Annotated in this window: 15 protein-coding genes and 1 pseudogene; 7 read left to right on the forward strand and 9 right to left on the reverse strand. The window is 69.2% G+C overall.

Annotation, left to right across the window (positions count from 1 at the left end; translation table 11 throughout):
- Nucleotides 1-8 precede the first annotated feature (8 nt).
- From MRB47_RS03125 to MRB47_RS03140, 4 genes are all read right to left on the reverse strand, one after another.
- Nucleotides 9-1,118 (reverse strand): peroxidase-related enzyme, encoded by a 1,110-nt coding sequence (locus tag MRB47_RS03125; protein WP_123676807.1) that lies wholly within the window; start codon nucleotides 1,116-1,118, stop codon nucleotides 9-11.
- Nucleotides 1,115-2,593: an NAD(P)-binding domain-containing protein gene (locus MRB47_RS03130; RefSeq protein WP_252101877.1), complete on the reverse strand. Its 1,479-nt coding sequence runs from the start codon at nucleotides 2,591-2,593 to the stop codon at nucleotides 1,115-1,117. Before MRB47_RS03130 ends, MRB47_RS03125 begins: the two co-directional genes overlap by 4 nt.
- Nucleotides 2,594-2,625: 32 nt before the next feature.
- Nucleotides 2,626-3,612, reverse strand: coding sequence for a Bug family tripartite tricarboxylate transporter substrate binding protein (locus MRB47_RS03135; protein ID WP_252101878.1), 987 nt, complete (start codon nucleotides 3,610-3,612; stop codon nucleotides 2,626-2,628).
- Nucleotides 3,613-3,778: 166 nt separating this feature from the next.
- Nucleotides 3,779-4,195, reverse strand: coding sequence for a YXWGXW repeat-containing protein (locus tag MRB47_RS03140; RefSeq protein WP_011806969.1), 417 nt, complete (start codon nucleotides 4,193-4,195; stop codon nucleotides 3,779-3,781).
- Between the two features lie 361 nt (nucleotides 4,196-4,556).
- Here MRB47_RS03140 and MRB47_RS03145 point away from each other — a divergent pair, with 361 nt between their 5' ends.
- Together MRB47_RS03145 and MRB47_RS03150 are read left to right on the forward strand one after the other, a co-directional pair.
- On the forward strand, nucleotides 4,557-4,994 hold the full coding sequence (locus MRB47_RS03145; protein ID WP_252101879.1) for a host attachment protein: 438 nt from the start codon (nucleotides 4,557-4,559) through the stop codon (nucleotides 4,992-4,994).
- A gap of 25 nt (nucleotides 4,995-5,019) precedes the next feature.
- A pseudogene (locus MRB47_RS03150) lies at nucleotides 5,020-5,373 on the forward strand (alcohol dehydrogenase catalytic domain-containing protein); the annotation flags it as partial.
- Between the two features lie 105 nt (nucleotides 5,374-5,478).
- On the opposite strand, the gene MRB47_RS03155 reads toward MRB47_RS03150, so the two are convergent.
- Nucleotides 5,479-6,222, reverse strand: coding sequence for a helix-turn-helix domain-containing protein (locus MRB47_RS03155; protein ID WP_011806966.1), 744 nt, complete (start codon nucleotides 6,220-6,222; stop codon nucleotides 5,479-5,481).
- A gap of 134 nt (nucleotides 6,223-6,356) precedes the next feature.
- On the opposite strand from MRB47_RS03155, the gene MRB47_RS03160 reads away from it, so the two are divergent.
- From MRB47_RS03160 to MRB47_RS03170, 3 genes are all read left to right on the forward strand, one after another.
- Nucleotides 6,357-8,306 carry an MFS transporter gene (locus tag MRB47_RS03160; RefSeq protein WP_252101880.1) on the forward strand — a complete coding sequence of 650 codons (1,950 nt, stop codon included), beginning with the start codon at nucleotides 6,357-6,359 and terminating at the stop codon, nucleotides 8,304-8,306.
- Between the two features lie 120 nt (nucleotides 8,307-8,426).
- Nucleotides 8,427-8,921, forward strand: a complete 495-nt coding sequence (locus MRB47_RS03165; RefSeq protein ID WP_252101881.1) for a hypothetical protein — start codon at nucleotides 8,427-8,429, stop codon at nucleotides 8,919-8,921.
- Between the two features lie 121 nt (nucleotides 8,922-9,042).
- Nucleotides 9,043-9,723, forward strand: coding sequence for a GntR family transcriptional regulator (locus MRB47_RS03170; RefSeq protein ID WP_252101882.1), 681 nt, complete (start codon nucleotides 9,043-9,045; stop codon nucleotides 9,721-9,723).
- On the opposite strand, the gene MRB47_RS03175 is transcribed toward MRB47_RS03170, so the two are convergent.
- The 4 genes from MRB47_RS03175 to MRB47_RS03190 form a co-directional block, all read right to left on the reverse strand.
- Nucleotides 9,692-10,366 (reverse strand): RraA family protein, encoded by a 675-nt coding sequence (locus MRB47_RS03175; protein WP_252101883.1) that lies wholly within the window; start codon nucleotides 10,364-10,366, stop codon nucleotides 9,692-9,694. The two genes, MRB47_RS03170 and MRB47_RS03175, sit on opposite strands and share 32 nt — an antisense overlap.
- 72 nt (nucleotides 10,367-10,438) lie before the next feature.
- Entirely contained in the window at nucleotides 10,439-11,419 is a 981-nt protein-coding gene (locus tag MRB47_RS03180) for a Bug family tripartite tricarboxylate transporter substrate binding protein (protein WP_411275746.1), read from the reverse strand.
- Nucleotides 11,420-11,457: 38 nt separating this feature from the next.
- Complete coding sequence (locus MRB47_RS03185; RefSeq protein WP_252101885.1) at nucleotides 11,458-12,426, reverse strand: Bug family tripartite tricarboxylate transporter substrate binding protein; 969 nt, start codon at nucleotides 12,424-12,426, stop codon at nucleotides 11,458-11,460.
- Between the two features lie 41 nt (nucleotides 12,427-12,467).
- Nucleotides 12,468-13,325: an NAD(P)-binding domain-containing protein gene (locus MRB47_RS03190; RefSeq protein WP_411275728.1), complete on the reverse strand. Its 858-nt coding sequence runs from the start codon at nucleotides 13,323-13,325 to the stop codon at nucleotides 12,468-12,470.
- A gap of 269 nt (nucleotides 13,326-13,594) precedes the next feature.
- Here MRB47_RS03190 and MRB47_RS03195 point away from each other — a divergent pair, with 269 nt between their 5' ends.
- Nucleotides 13,595-14,047 carry a YiaA/YiaB family inner membrane protein gene (locus MRB47_RS03195; protein ID WP_034691287.1) on the forward strand — a complete coding sequence of 151 codons (453 nt, stop codon included), beginning with the start codon at nucleotides 13,595-13,597 and terminating at the stop codon, nucleotides 14,045-14,047.
- 10 nt (nucleotides 14,048-14,057) lie between these two features.
- Complete coding sequence (locus MRB47_RS03200; RefSeq protein WP_252101886.1) at nucleotides 14,058-14,495, forward strand: hypothetical protein; 438 nt, start codon at nucleotides 14,058-14,060, stop codon at nucleotides 14,493-14,495.
- Nucleotide 14,496: the final 1 nt, after the last annotated feature.

Genomic DNA, 14,496 nt, shown 5'->3' on the forward strand with positions numbered 1-14,496 from the left:
GCGCATGCTCAGGGGTAGACCGCTTCGCCCAGGTTGAGCATGAGGCGGTTGGCCCAGGCGAACAGCGAGGCGGCGTGCACCGTGTCCAGGATTTCCAGGTCGCTCAGGCCCGCGGCGCGCAGCGGCGCGAGGTGCTGCGGCCCGAATGCACCGGGCGCGCGCGTGAGCGCGGCGCTGGCCTGCGCCAGCGCGCGTTCGCGGGCGTTGGTGCCGGCGCTGTCGGGGTCGGTGAAGATCTGCGCGATCACGTCGTTGCGCTTGGCCAGTTGCTCGAAGCGCTGCGCATGCACCGACGCGCAGTACACGCAGCCGTTGATGCGCGAGACCACGGTGGTGGCCACCTCGCGCTCGGCGCGCGGCAGGCCGCCAGGCGCATACATGATGGCGTTGAACGCCTCCGAGCGCTCGGCGAGCACGCGGGGCTGGTGCGCCAGCACGAGGTAGAAGTCCGACGTGCGTGCCTTGGGGTGGCTTGCGTCCAGCACGGCGTTCTGCTCGGCGCTGGCGGTGGCGGGGTCCACCACGGGCAGCCAGGCCTTCCAGTCCAGCGTCTCGCTGGTGTAGCCGGCCAGGCGCAGCGGCTCGCCGGGCGGGGGCAGGTTGGCAGGGTGCACGAAGGGCGCGTCCGGCGTGGTGGGAGCGACCGCCGTGGCTGCGGTGCCCGCGGGGCCGAGGGCGGCCAGCGCCGCCACGCCGGCCACCAACCGCGCCTGGTAGGCCACGAAGCCGATGAGTTGCGCGAGCAGCACCACGTCCGGCGTGGCGAGGCCCGCCTGGGGCAGGGCGAGCAGGGCCGCGCGGTCGGCCGCAGCGGGCTGCGTGGCCAGCAGCTGCGTGAAATGCGTGATGGCTTGCCAGCGGGCATCCGCCGCGGGGGCGGGCAGGCCGGCCAGGCGCGCGCCGTAATAGTCGGCCAGCGTTGCCACGCCGCTGGCGGCCGCCACGGCCTGGGCCACGGACAGGCGCTCGGCCAGCGCCAGGCCCCCGGGCAGTGCTGGCGCGAGCAGCAGGTCTTCGCAGGCCTGGGTGGCGGTGATGGCCTTGGCGCGCTGTTGGCGCGCGGCCTGGGCATGGGGGGCATGGCCCAGGCGGGCGAGTTGGTCGATGGTGTCGGTCATGGCGAAGGCAGGATGCGTTGGGAGGTGTCGGCGGGCGTCCATTCGTCGCCCAGCAGTTCCGGCTCGGCATAGGCCTGCAGCGCGGCGAAGTGGTGCTCCACGTCCTCGCGGTACAGCAGGCCGGCGATGCCGCTGGCCAGGCGCCGTGCACCGTCGCTGATGGCGGGAATGTCGCCCGACACCGTGCCGTGCGACAGCGCCGCCGGGTAGCAGAAGCAGTGGATGCGGTCCAGGCCGGGGCAGGCGCCGGCGGCTTTCTCGCGGAATTCGAACACCGGGCCGAGGTCGGGCGAGTCGGACAGTTCGCGGTCTTCATCGCCGGCGGGCGGCTGGTAGCGCTCGCCCCAGGTGCGCACATGGCGCGCAAACGGCGCGAATTCGGGCTTTTGTGCCCAGTCGATCACGAAGCCCGTGGCGAGAACCAGGAAGTCGAATGCGAACGTACCCTTGGCCGTCGCCACGTGCAGCGCGTGGCCCACCTGCGTAACGCCCTGCACCGCGCAACCGAAGTGGAAGAAGGCGTTGGCGTGGCCGGACACGCGCAGCGTGCTGCCGTGCGGCGGCGGCACCTGCTGCACGTTGATGTAATGGCGGATGCGCCACTTCCATGCGTCGGGCAGGTCGTGGTGCCCTTGCGTGAGGCCGGGCACGCCCGAGCCCTTGGACTTGTTCACCGTGGGCATCACCGCGCGGCGCGCGATCAGGTCCACGCTGGCGGCGCCGCATTCCAGCGCCGTGCCGGCGCTGTCCATCGCGGACGAGCCCATGCCGATCACGCCCACGCGCTTGCCCTTGAGCGTGGCGTAGTCCAGCACGTCGGACGAATGCGCCCACAGGCCACCCTGTGCGGCGTGGGCCACGCCCCGCATGAAGGCAGGGACCTGCGGGCCGCCCAGGCCGTCGCGGCCCGTGGCCAGCACCACGCGGCGCGCCAGCCAGGTGGCGTGGCCGGTGGGGGCCTGCACGTCCACCGCCACCAGGCCGTCGGCGCGTGGGTGCACGGCAGTGACGGTGTGTTCATTGCGCACGTCGGCCTGCGTCACGCGGCGGTACCAGCGCAGGTAGTCCATCCACTGCAGGCGCGGGATCTTGTCGAGCGCGGCCCAGGCCTCGCGGCCCCACTGGGCCTCGAACCAGGCGCGGAAGGTGAGCGAGGGCACGCCGAGCGCGGGGCCGGTGAGCTCCTTGGGCGAGCGCAGCGTGTCCATGCGCGCCGTGGTGGCCCAGGGGCCCTCGTAGTCGGCGGGCGCGCGGTCCAGCAGCACGGCGGCAATGCCCTGCTGCGCCAGCGCCATGCTGGCCGCCAGGCCTGCCTGGCCGGCGCCGATGATGAGCACGTCGGTGACGGGCTGCCCTTCATGGGTGCGTGGAGGCAGCCATGCGCGGGCACGCCAGTTGAGGGTGAGCAGGTCGTGCCGCAGGCGGTCTTCGAGGGCGGCCAGGCCGGCCACCCCCAGGGGAAGCGAAAAAGACATGGAGGATGTCGAAGAAAGCGTGGAGGGCGAAATCAGTCGATGCTGATTTTGGCGTCCTTCACCACCTGCGCCCACTTCGCGCGGTCCTTGTGGACCGTCTGGCGGAACTGCTCGGGCGTTTCGATGCGCACCGTGTTGCCCTGCGACTCGAAGCGCTGGCGCACGTCGGGCTGCTCCAGCACCTCGCGCAAGGCGGTGTTCAGCTTCTGGACCACGGCCGGGTCGGTGCCCTTGGGGGCGAAGATGCCGAACCAGATCGAGCTGTCAAAGCCCTTGGTGCCGGGCAGGCCGCTGGCGCCGATGGGCGGCACCTCCTTCACGGCCGCCACGGGCTTGGCCGTGGTCACCCCCAGCAGGCGCACCTTCCCGGTCTTGTAGTGCGGCAGCACGGTCTGCACCTGGTTCATGATGCAGCAGGTCTCTCCGCGCAGCACCGAGGTGATGGCCTCGGGCCCGCCCTTGTAGGGCACGTGCACCATGTTCAGGCCCAGGCGCGCATTCAGCTCGGCAAAGGCCATGTGCGTGCCCGTGCCGTTGCCGGTGGATGCGAAGTTGTACTTGCCCGGGTTGGCGCGCACGGCCTCGACGAACTCCTTGAGGTTCTTGGCGTCGATCACCGCGGGGTTGATGGTGAGCACGTTGGACACGTCGATCAGCGGGGCGACGGGCACGAAGTCGGCCTCCACGTCGAACGGCAGGTTCTTGTAGAGCGCTGCATTGCTGCCGTGCGTGGCGGCCGTGCCGAAGGCCAGGGTGTAGCCGTCGGCCTTGGCGCGGGCCACGTACTCACTGGCGATGTTGCCGGCCGCGCCGGACTTGTAGTCGATCACCACGGGCTGGCCGAGTTTCTGGCCCAGCGGCTCCTGCACCGCGCGCGCCACCACGTCCACGCCCGATCCGGCCGGAAAGCCCATGATCAGGGTGACGGGCTGCTTGGGCCAGTCCGTGGCCTGGGCGAGGGCGGATGTGACGGTCAGCAGCGTGGCCAGGGCGGCGGTGGCGTGGCGCAGGAGGGGCATGGCGAATTTCCTTGTGATGGGTCAGTGCAAGGCGGCGCCCTATCGTGTAGGCACAGCCGAAACACGCCCATTGTGGAGAAATTCACATGCGCACGCGCTATATGCATATGGACGGCCCGTCGCCGTCCCGGGCCATGCTGCGCGCGGACGACCGGCGCTCGGCCGTTCATCTCCGGTAGGGGTTGTCGGGCCGGCGGTCGTGGCGGTTGGGCACGCCGTCGCCATCGCGGTCCCAGCCGCCGCGCACGAAGCGCCATTGGTCACTGCGCTGCACCCAACGCGGCTGGCGGTAATGGTGGCCGTGGCGCACCTGCATCCACTGGCCGGGCACCCACACATGGCGGTGGCCGCGCCATTCCCAGTGGCCCTGCGACCAGACCATGCCGCGGCGCGGTGCAGGCACGCGCTCGTAGCGTGGAGGCGGTGGCGCGTGGTATTGCACCGCATAGGCGGGCGGTGCCGAGTAGTGGGGCGTGCCGGCCTGGATCACGACGGTGGCGTTGGTGGCCGCATGCGCGGCGCCTGCCAATGACAGCAGGGCGACGAGGCTGCCGGCTGCGGCAAGGGTGGTGGTGCGGACCATGGCGTTCTCCTGTGTTGTGGGATGCGGCGCGGGGCGCTGCGGGAGACTCCATGCTGCGGGCCGCATGTCAACGTTTCGGCCGCGTTGTTGCATCCCCGGCAAAGGTTTGTGAGCAGGTGTGACGGCGGCCTTTCGGCGGGCAGGACTCAGGTGCTGGTAGGGCTGAAGCCCTTGTCAGAGAAGCGCCACAAGCTCCTTTTTCAATAGTGAGAGAGGCGCGACCAGTGCGCGGCGAGGCGCCGCGGTGCTTGGCGCACCGCCCGCCACGCCACGATTGCTTGCATGTACCGTGGGATTGACCCCTCTGGGGCCGCCCCCCAAGATCAAACACCGCACACGGCTTGGAGAACTGGGGGCTTGCATGGACACACCCAACTGGGCCCTGGTGGCCAATGGCTCGATGGCGCGCCTGCTGGAGCTTGACCCTGCGGCAGCCACGCACTGGACGGAAAGGCAATGCCTGATGCATCCGGCCACCCGCCTGCATGGCAGTGCGGCGGGGCATGAGCCGCCCGGACATTCGATCGCAGGACGCAGCGGTCTGGCACCGCGCAGCGAGGCCGCCGCGCAGGAGCGGCGCACCTTCGCGCGCGAGGTGGCCCACGCGCTGCGCGAGGCCGTGGGCACGGCCGAGCGCAGCCGCGTGGCCGTGTTCGCGTCCAACCCCTTCCTCGGCGAGCTGATGGAACAGCTGGATGGTGTCACCCATCAGCGGCTGGTGGCCAGCCATGCACAGGATCTGACGCACCTGAGCTTGCAGGAGTTGGCGCGGCACTTGCAGGCAGAACGCGGCGGCTGACACGGCCCCGGTGTGAGGACCGACCATGCGCGCCATGGTGCTGGACGGACCCGGCCAGCCGCTGCGGCTGGCGGAGTTGCCGTGCCCCGTCCCGCAGGCAGGCCAGTTGCTGCTGGCGGTGCAAGCCTGCGGCGTGTGCCGCACGGACCTCCATCTGCGTGACGGCGAGCTGCCGGATGCGGTGTGGCCCCTCGTGCCGGGGCATGAGATCGTGGCCCGTGTCGCCGGCCTGGGGCCGGGCGTGCGGGGCTGGCGGCAGGGACAGCGGGTAGGCGTTCCTTGGCTGGGGTGGACCTGTGGGCACTGCCGGTTCTGCACCAGTGGGCGCGAGAACCTGTGCGTGCAGGCGTGTGGGGGCGACGGATGGTCCAGTGTGGGCGCCGCGAAGGGGGAAGTCAATGGCAGGCGGACTGCGTCGGGTTTTGGGTGTTTTAAGGCGCTGGCACCCGTCCATCAAGCGCCATAAGCTATTAATATAGGAGCATCACGGCCTTGCGGTGCGGCGCATCTGGGCAAAGGCCTCGAACTCCCAGCTGCGCATGGCCAGCAGCAGGGTGTAGCCCTCGCGCTCACGCTCGGGCAGGCGCTGGTCGGCCAGGTGCTGCTGCGCAAAATCCTGCGCCACGCGCTGCAGCCGCTCGGTGAAAGCGGGCGCCAGGCTGCGTGCGATGGAGCCGTGCACCAGCAGCACGCCCTCGCCCGGCGCGTCGAAGCCGCCGTTGAAGTAGTCCAGCAGTGCATGGTCGCGGAAGTAGTGCATCACCGGCCCGTGCGGGCGCCAGCGGAAGGTCTTGGCAAGCTTCAGGCGGTAGCGGTTGAGCGGGCGCAACTCGATGATGCCGATGCGGTCGAGCTGCGCCAGGTACTGGATGCCCTCGGCCTCGCTCAGCCGGTAGGTGGTGGTGATCTGCTCCAGGGTCCACTGGCTCAGCACGCAGATCGCCATCAGCAGCAGCTTCTTGTCGGCCACCACGGCCTTTTCCTGCTCCTGCGTCAGCTCGCTCAGCAGCGGCTGGCTGTCGGCCACGCGCCGCGCCAGGTCGGCAAAGTCCAGCCGCAGCACGCGGCAGATGGCGTCGATGCGCGACAGCGGCATGTCGCCCTTGGCCAGCATGCGCTTGACGCTGGACTCGGCCATGCCCAGCGCCTGCGCCAGGCCGGCATAGGTCATCTGGGCGGACTTGAGTTCCTTCTTCAGGGCGATGACGAGGTCGGCGGTGGTGCTCATGGGGTGCTGGAGGTGAAAAGTATCGAATGGCGATACCCTAAGTGTGATCCAAGCCACCAAGGCCCACAAGCGGCTGGCCTGTGCGGGCTTTGTGCGCACAATGCGCGGCACCTTCACACCCCAGCACACCGCATATGAGCGCGCAGCACCCCGTGACCTTGTCGCCCACCGCCCAGCCTGCCGAGGCGGCGGCGCACCCCAACCAGTTCGCGCTGCTGCGTCAGCGCCGCTTCGCGCCGTTCTTCTGGACGCAGTTCGCCGGCGCGGCCAACGACAACCTGTTCAAGTTCGCCTTCACGGTGATGGTGACCTACCAGCTCAGCGTGTCGTGGATGCCGCCGGCGCTGGCGGGACTGGTGATCGGCGCGCTGTTCATCCTGCCGTTCCTGCTGTTCTCGGCCACGGCGGGGCAGCTCACCGACAAATACGAGAAGACGCGCATCATCCGCTTCGTGAAGAACCTGGAGGTCGCCATCATGCTGGTGGCGGCCGCCGGCTTCATCGCGGGCAGCGCGGCCGTGCTGCTGGCCTGCGTGTTCCTCATGGGGCTGCATTCCACGCTGTTCGGGCCGGTGAAGTTCGCCTACCTGCCGCAGGCCTTGAGCGAGCGCGAGCTGACGGGCGGCAACGGCATGGTGGAGATGGGCACCTTCGTCGCCATCCTGCTGGGCAACGTCGCGGGCGGCCTGCTGGTGGCGCTGCCGGGCATCGGCCACACCACGGTGGCGTTGGCCTGTCTGGCGCTGGCTTTGCTGGGCCGCCTGGTGGCGCAGTTCATTCCGCCGGCCCCGGCCACCGACCCCAGCCTGACGGTGAACTGGAACCCGGTCAGCGAGACGTGGCGCAACCTGAAGCTGGCGCACGGCAACACCGTGGTGTTCCGCTCGCTGCTGGGCATCTCGTGGATGTGGTTCTTCGGCGCGGTGTTCCTGTCGCAGTTCCCCAGCTTCGCCAAGGACGTGCTGCATGGCAACGAACAGGTGGCGTCGCTGCTGCTGGTGGTGTTCTCGGTGGGCATCGGCATCGGCTCGCTGCTGTGCGAGGTGCTCTCGCGCCGGCATGTGGAGATCGGCCTGGTGCCGCTGGGCGCCATCGGCATGAGCGTTTTCGCCATCGACCTGTACTTCGCCTCGCGGGCCTTGCCGCCGTCGGAGGTGCTCACCCTGGCGGCCTTCGCGGCGCAGCCCGCGCACTGGCGCGTGATGGCCGACCTGCTGCTGCTGTCGCTGTTCGCGGGCCTGTACAGCGTGCCCATGTACGCGTTGATCCAGATGCGCAGCCAGCCCACGCACCGCGCGCGCATCATCGCCGCCAACAACATCCTCAACGCGCTGTTCATGATCGCCAGTGCCGTGCTCGCGGGGGCGCTGCTGTCGGCGGGCTTCACGGTGCCGCAGATCTTCCTGTTCACCGGCATCGCCAATGCGGTGGTGGCGTTCTACATCTTCCTGCTGGTGCCCGAGTACCTGCTGCGCTTCGTGGCCTGGGTGCTGTCGCGCTGCATCTACCGTTTCAAGGTGCGCGGCGACGAGCACATTCCCACGGAGGGCGCGGCCATCCTGGCCTGCAACCATGTGAGCTTCGTCGATGCCGTGCTGCTCATGGCCGCCAGCCCCCGTCCCATCTACTTCGTGATGGACCACCGCATCTTCCGCATCCCCGTGCTGGGCTGGCTGTTCCGCCTCGCCAAGGCCATCCCCATCGCGCCGCAGAAGGACGACGCCGCCACCTACGAGGCTGCGTTCGCCCGCGCGGCGCAGGTGCTGCGCGAAGGCGACCTGCTCGCCATCTTCCCCGAGGGCGGCATCACGCGCGACGGGCAACTGCAGCCGTTCAAGGGCGGCATCATGAAGATCATCGAGCGCGCCCGCGCCGACGGCGTGGAGGCGCCCGTGGTGCCGATGGCACTGACTAATCTCTGGGGCTCGTTCTTCAGCCGCATCGAGCAGGGCGGCGCGATGGTGCGGCCCTTCCGGCGTGGCATCTGGAACCGCGTGGGGCTGAACGTGGGCTCGCCCGTGGCGGCGCACGACGTGCAGCCCCCGTTGCTGCGCGAACGCGTGCAGGCGCTGCTGGCCGCTTGAGGCCGTCCACCGCAGCGGGAACGAGGGGACCGACCGCGGGACGGCCCTCTGTCCCACACCCGCGCGCCCTGGGGCGGGTTACGGTGCAGCTTTGCCAACGCACCGCAAAGGAGACTGACCATGGCATACACCATCACCCAGGCCCGCCCCCTTCTCACCGCTGCAGAACTGGAGCTGTTCGACCAAAGCCGCACAGAGCCCATCAAGGCCCTGACACTGTCCCGCTTGCGCGGCAAGGTCACTCGCGCACGCACGCTGCGCGACAAGTACCGCGACCTGTATCGGCGTCAGACGGTGGCCATGCGTTCGGCCCCGAATAGCAAAAGCCGCTCTCCTGTGGGCTCCGACAACGAGCGCACGCAGCGCAAGGCCGACATCCTGCAGGAAGTGCTGGGGCGTTTCGAAGCCCGCGTCGCCCAGCTGGAGGCGCGCGATGCCCGTGAATCTGCGCGTGAGCAAGGCAATGGTGCGCCTAAGGGCAGGGCCAAGAGCAGAAGCGCCGGTACGCGCAGCACAGCGGAAGCCAAACCCAAAGCCGCAGCAAAGAAAGCCAAGAGACAGGCCACCTCCACCGGGCATGCATCCGCAACGGCCAAGCCAAGTGACGGACGTTGAGCCGAGAGGACCATTCCCAAATCAAAAGGGCTGCAAGCCGGGGAGCTGCAGCCCTTTTTAGTTGCTGTGTTCTTTGGGCAGATCGTGCGTCCTTCTGGGGGACAATCGCAGCCTCTTCACCATGGCCAAGATTTCTGATTCCCTCTATGCCGAGCTGCGCCGGCGCATCATGTCCGGCCGCTACGCGCCCGGCGAGCGGCTGCGCGAGGAATCCGTCGCGCACGAAATGCAGGTCAGCCGTACGCCGGTGCGCGCGGCCCTGCAGCGCCTGGTGGAAGACGGCCTGCTCGTCGCCGCCGCGCGCGGCGCCACGGTGGCGGGGTGGACGCACTGGGATATTGCCGAGGCGTTCGAGCTGCGCATCCTGCTGGAGCCGCACGCGGCCGGGCTCGCCGCCGAGCGCGCCACGCCCGAGCAGATCGACGAGATGGACGCGCTCAACGACGAGATGCAAGCCTGTGCCCTGGCCGAGGCCGAAGAGCGCGCGGCGCGCGTGCAGGCAGTGAACAACCGCTTCCACCACCTGCTGGTGGAGGCGGCGCATTCGGGCCGCCTTACGGGCCTGCTGCAGAACTTCCTCGACATGCCGATCATGATCGGCTCGTTCTATTTCTACAGCCAGCAGGACATGCTCGACAGCGTGAGCCAGCACCGGCAGGTGGTGGCGGCCATCCGCCGGCGCGACCGACGCATGGCCGAGCAGGCGACGGCCTTCCACCTGCGCGCGTCGTTCCTGCGCTTCGAGATGCAGCGGGTGCGCCCGGCCGAGGCTACTGCGGCATCTGGCAGTTCAGGCGCTTGAGCGTGGCGTCGACCCAGCCGCGGTCGTAGCTGCCGTCGGCGATGCCGGCCACCATGCGCGCCTCGACCTCCTGCTTGGCCTGTGCCGCGGCTAGCAGGTTCGCGGCTTCCGCACAGGGCACGCAGAGCAGGCCGTCGTCGTCGCCGATGACGAGGTCGCCCGGCTCGATCACCATGCCGTCGATGGCTATGGGCACGTTGATCTCGCCCGGCCCATCCTTGTAGGGGCCGCGGTGCGTGACACCCGCCGCGAACACTGGGAAATCGCCCGCGCGCAGCGCCCCCGCGTCGCGGATCGCTCCGTTGATGACGATGCCGCCGAGCCGGCGCAGCACGGCGTCGCCCACCATGATCTCGCCGATGATGGCGTTGGTCAGGTCGCCGCCCGCGTCCACCACGATCACGTCGCCGGGCACCGCGAGCTGCAGCGCCTTGTGCACCATGAGGTTGTCGCCGGGGCGCGTCTTCACCGTGAGGGCGGGGCCGGCCATGCGGCCGCTGCCGTGCATGGGCCGCAGGCGCGCGCCGCCGGCGGTCATGCGGGACATGCAGTCGCTGACGTTGGCTACAGGCACGTCGAGGAATTGCCGGGCGAGTGCAAGGTCTACGGAACGGGCGCGCTGGAGGATACGAAGTCCAATCATGGATAGGGCTCTTTGTTCTGGTGGGATGGATGAAGAAAAACTCAGGGAAAGCGGGAAGCGGCGTGCTGCCCGCTATTCCGCCTTGGCCCCGGAGATGCGTACCTGCTCAGCGGCCAGCGGCATCTGCTTTTGCACGAAGGCCCAGAACTCGTCCACCTTCATGGGCGTGACGGGCAGTGAACCCTGGTCGATGAACTGCTGGCGCACGGCCGGCTTGTTCAGTGCCGTGGCCAGCGCCGTGTTGAGCTTCTCCAAGGCAGGACGCGGTGTACCGGCCGGGGCGACCAGGCCGTACCACGAGTCGGTGTAGAAGCCCTTGACGCCGGCTTCGTCGAAAGTCGGCACGTCGGGCAGCGCGGGCAGGCGTTCGCGTGCCGCGACGGCCAGCGGGCGCAGCTTGCCCGAGCGGATGAACGACATGGCGCCCGTGGTCAGCACGAAGTCGACGCGTCCCGCCATCAGGTCGGTCATGGCGGGGGCGGTGCCCTTGTAGGGGATATGCGCCACATCCACGCCCGCGAGCTTCTTGAAGTTTGCACCCGCCAGGTGCTGGCTGGAGCCCATGCCGCCCGATCCATAGTTCAGCTTGCCTGGTTGGGCGCGCGCTGCGTCGATCACATCGCGTACCGAGCGGTAGGGCGAATCCGTCGGCACGAGCATCACGCTCGGGGAGGTAGTGATCATGCCGATGGGGGCGAAGTCCTTGATGGGGTCGTGGTTGAGCTTGCCGTAGAGCGCCGAGTTCAGGCCGTGCGATGCCACCGTGGCGAGCATGATGGTGCTGCCGTCGGCGCGCGCGCGGGCGGCCGCGTCTGTTCCGATGTTGCCGCCCGCTCCCCCTTTGTTGTCGATGACGATGGATTGGCCCAGGGCTTCGGCCATGTGCGTCGCGATGAGGCGCGCCACGTTGTCCGAAGGCCCTCCTGCGGGCCAGCCGACGATCATGGTGATGGGCCCGGGCGGTAGCGCGGGTTGCGCCCAGCTGGCCCCGGCCAGCATCGACAGGGTGAGTGCGGCGATGTGCCTGCGGGAAAGGTGGATGGAGGTGGCCATGTTGCGTTCTGTGTCCATTCAGAAGGTGCCGCGGTTTTTCAATCCAGCCGCGTGCCCGAGTCGCGCACCACGGGCGCCAGGCGCTGGCGGTCATTGGCGTAGAGGGCGCCCATCTCCTGCGGCGAGCCGCCGAGCACGCCGGCACCGCTGGCGAGGATCTTTTCGCGCATGTCGGGCTGCTGCAGCGCCTTGTTGAGCTCGGTGTTGATGCGCTGGATCACGGCCTCCGGTGTTCCGGCGGGCGCCATCACGCCCCACACGCTCGCCAGCTCCACGCCGGGGATGCCCGATTCGGTATAGGTCGGCACCTGCGGCAGCACGGGCGAGCGCTTGGCCGTGGTGACGGCCAGCGCGCGCACCTTGCCGCCCTTGATGTGGCCCTGCAGCGTGGGAATGGAGCCCATGTACATGTCCACCTGGCCGCTCAGCACGTCGGGCAGCGCCTGCGACAGGCCGCGGTAGGGTACGTGCGTGAGCTTCATGCCCGAGCTTTTCTGCCACAGCTCGCTGATGAGGTGCGACACCGTGCCCAGGCCGGGCGAGGCGAAGGTGAGCTTGCCAGGCTCGGCCTTGGCGGCGGCCACCACGTCGGCCAGCGTCTTGTGGGGCGAGTCGGCGCGCACCACGAGCACGGCGGGGCCGCTGGCGACGAGGCCCACGGGCACCAGGTCCTTGACCGGGTCGTAGGTGAGCTTGGAGTAGAGCAACGGATTCAGCACCACGTTGTCGGTCTGTGCCATCACCAGCGTGTAGCCGTCGGGCGCGGCCTTGGCCGTGGTGTCCAGCGCCACGTTGCCGCCGGCGCCGGGCTTGTTCTCGACGACGAAATTCCACTTCAGGGTCTCGGTGAGCTTGTTCGCCACCAGCCGCGTCAGGCTGTCGGTGCCGCCACCGGGCGGGAAGGGCACGATGAAGCGGATCGGCTTGTTGGGATAGTCCTGCGCCAGGGTGGCCGTGCAGGCCGCGAGCAGGCTGGCGCCCAGGATGAGGCGGCGTGAAATGCGCATGGGTGATGTCTCCGGTAGGGGAAAGGGAAGGAAAGGACGGGTCAGGGCCGCGCGGGGCCGCCGAGCCAGGCGAGTGCATCGGCCGTCGTCTGGCCTGCGTAGGGGGTGGCCTGCTGCTGCGCCAGCGTGTGCTCGAAGCGCTGCTGCACACCCGCGAGCACGATGGCGGGCACGCCCGCCTGCGCCATCTGCCGCTGGGCTTCCACGACTTCGTTGCGGCGCCGGCCGGCGTGGACGATGTGCGTGCGGACCATGGATTCCATCGTCTCGCGCAGGGAGCCCTGGTCGATGTCCGCGAGCACGCGGAACAGCGTCTCGCGCAGGCCCTTGCGCTCGGCGGTCACCAGGCATTCCACCGACAGCGCTTCCAGGCCCTTGGTGAAGATGCTGCGCAGCAGCTTCAGCTCGGCGGCGTCGCCGGGGCGCTCGCCCACCACCTGCACGGGTGCGCCGCACGCCGCCAACAGACGCGCGGCCTCTTCGGCAGCGGCGCCGGCGCACAGCAGCGGTGTGCGTGCGCCGCTCAGGTTGACGGCGCCGGTGATCGCCACGTCCACGAAGCGCACGCCGCGTTCGTGCGCCAGCGCCTCGGCGTCGCGCATGGCCTGCGGATCGGCGGTGGTCATGTCCAGGTACAGAGTGCCGGCCTGCAGGTGCGGGAAGGCGGCGCGCGCCAGGTCGAGTGCTGCCGTGCCGAAGACCGCGCTCACGACGAGCCCGGCCTCCGCCAGCCAGGGGCCGGGCGCCGCATGGATGGATGCGCCAAGCTCCGCGGCCAGCGCGCGCAGGGCATCGGAAGGCGCGTGGTCGCAGAACGCCACGATGTGGTGGCCCTGGGCCTGGAGGGCTTGTGCGTAGCACTGTCCCACCATGCCGCCGCCAAGCAGGATGGTTTTCATGAAAAGAACAAAAAAAGTACGAAACGGATTGGAGTCTTTCTGGAATTTGCCGTCAATAGGGCCGAATTAGGGTTTGTTTGTATTTTTGTTGTTCTTTTTTGGTTGAGGAATGAGAATCTTGGGGTGGCCTGGATGCTCTCCGGCCGGTATCGCAATCGGATACCCAGGAGCCAGAAGTTGGATACCCGGGTGATCCATTCGAGACTTTGCGAACGCGCGACCCCACCATGCGGGCCATGTTCAACAGCGGCCCCCGGGCCTTACGCACCATGCAAGCCTCCTCTACGCCCCTCCAGCGCGACACCCGCGCCTGGCAGTTCCAGGTCTGGGTCTCGTTCGGCATCGCCGTCTTCCTGTGTGCCACGGGGCTGGCCTGGCTACCGGGCGAGCGGCTGGAGGTGGCCTTCATGTTCATGGGCTACGTGTTCTGCCTCTCGGCCGCGTTCGTGCTCGCCAAGTTTGTGCGTGACAGCCAGCAGGCGCGGCGCAGCGCGGGTGACACACCCCTCTGGAAGCTCGTCGTCTGGGGCGGTTTCGCCGTGGCCATGGGCCTGACGGGCTGGGGCTTGTGGGGTATGGCGGTCAGCGCCACGTACAAGGCGTTCCTGGGCGTGAGCTGGCTCTACCTCATCACCACTGCCTTCACGCTGGCCAAGATGCTGCGCGACCGCCATGAAGCCGATCTGGCCGAGGCCGGCCGCGCCAAAGCTGGCCAGGAATAAGGAGACCGCCATGATCCGCAAGACTTGGATGTGCGCCCTGCTGTCGCTGGGCATGCTCGTAGGCGCGGCCCGCGCGCAGAGCGAGGCATCGGCCGCGCTGTCGCTGATGCCCGTGGCGTCCGCCTTCGTGGCTTCGGGGGCCTCGGGCGCTGCGTCGGCCACGGCGGGGGCCGTGGCGGCCCTGCCGGTGGCGCTGTCGGTGGGCGGCGCGGTGCTCACGGTGAAGGCCGTGGAGGCTTCGGCCACGGGCAAGGTGTACCTGCTGGAGCGCGCGTCGGACGGCGCGCAGGCCAGCGTGCGGTTGGCCGGCCGCGCCGCGCATGGCGTGGGCACGGTGGTGGCCTGCAGCGTGATCGGCACGGGGGTGATCCTGTCGGCGGCGGGCGAGGTGCTGGCCTTCGTGCCGAACGCGCTGGGCCGCGCGCTGCTGCACAACGAAAGGCTTTGAA

The sequence above is a fragment of the Diaphorobacter sp. LI3 genome (genome assembly GCF_022807955.1).
Lineage (GTDB): Bacteria > Pseudomonadota > Gammaproteobacteria > Burkholderiales > Burkholderiaceae_C > Diaphorobacter > Diaphorobacter nitroreducens.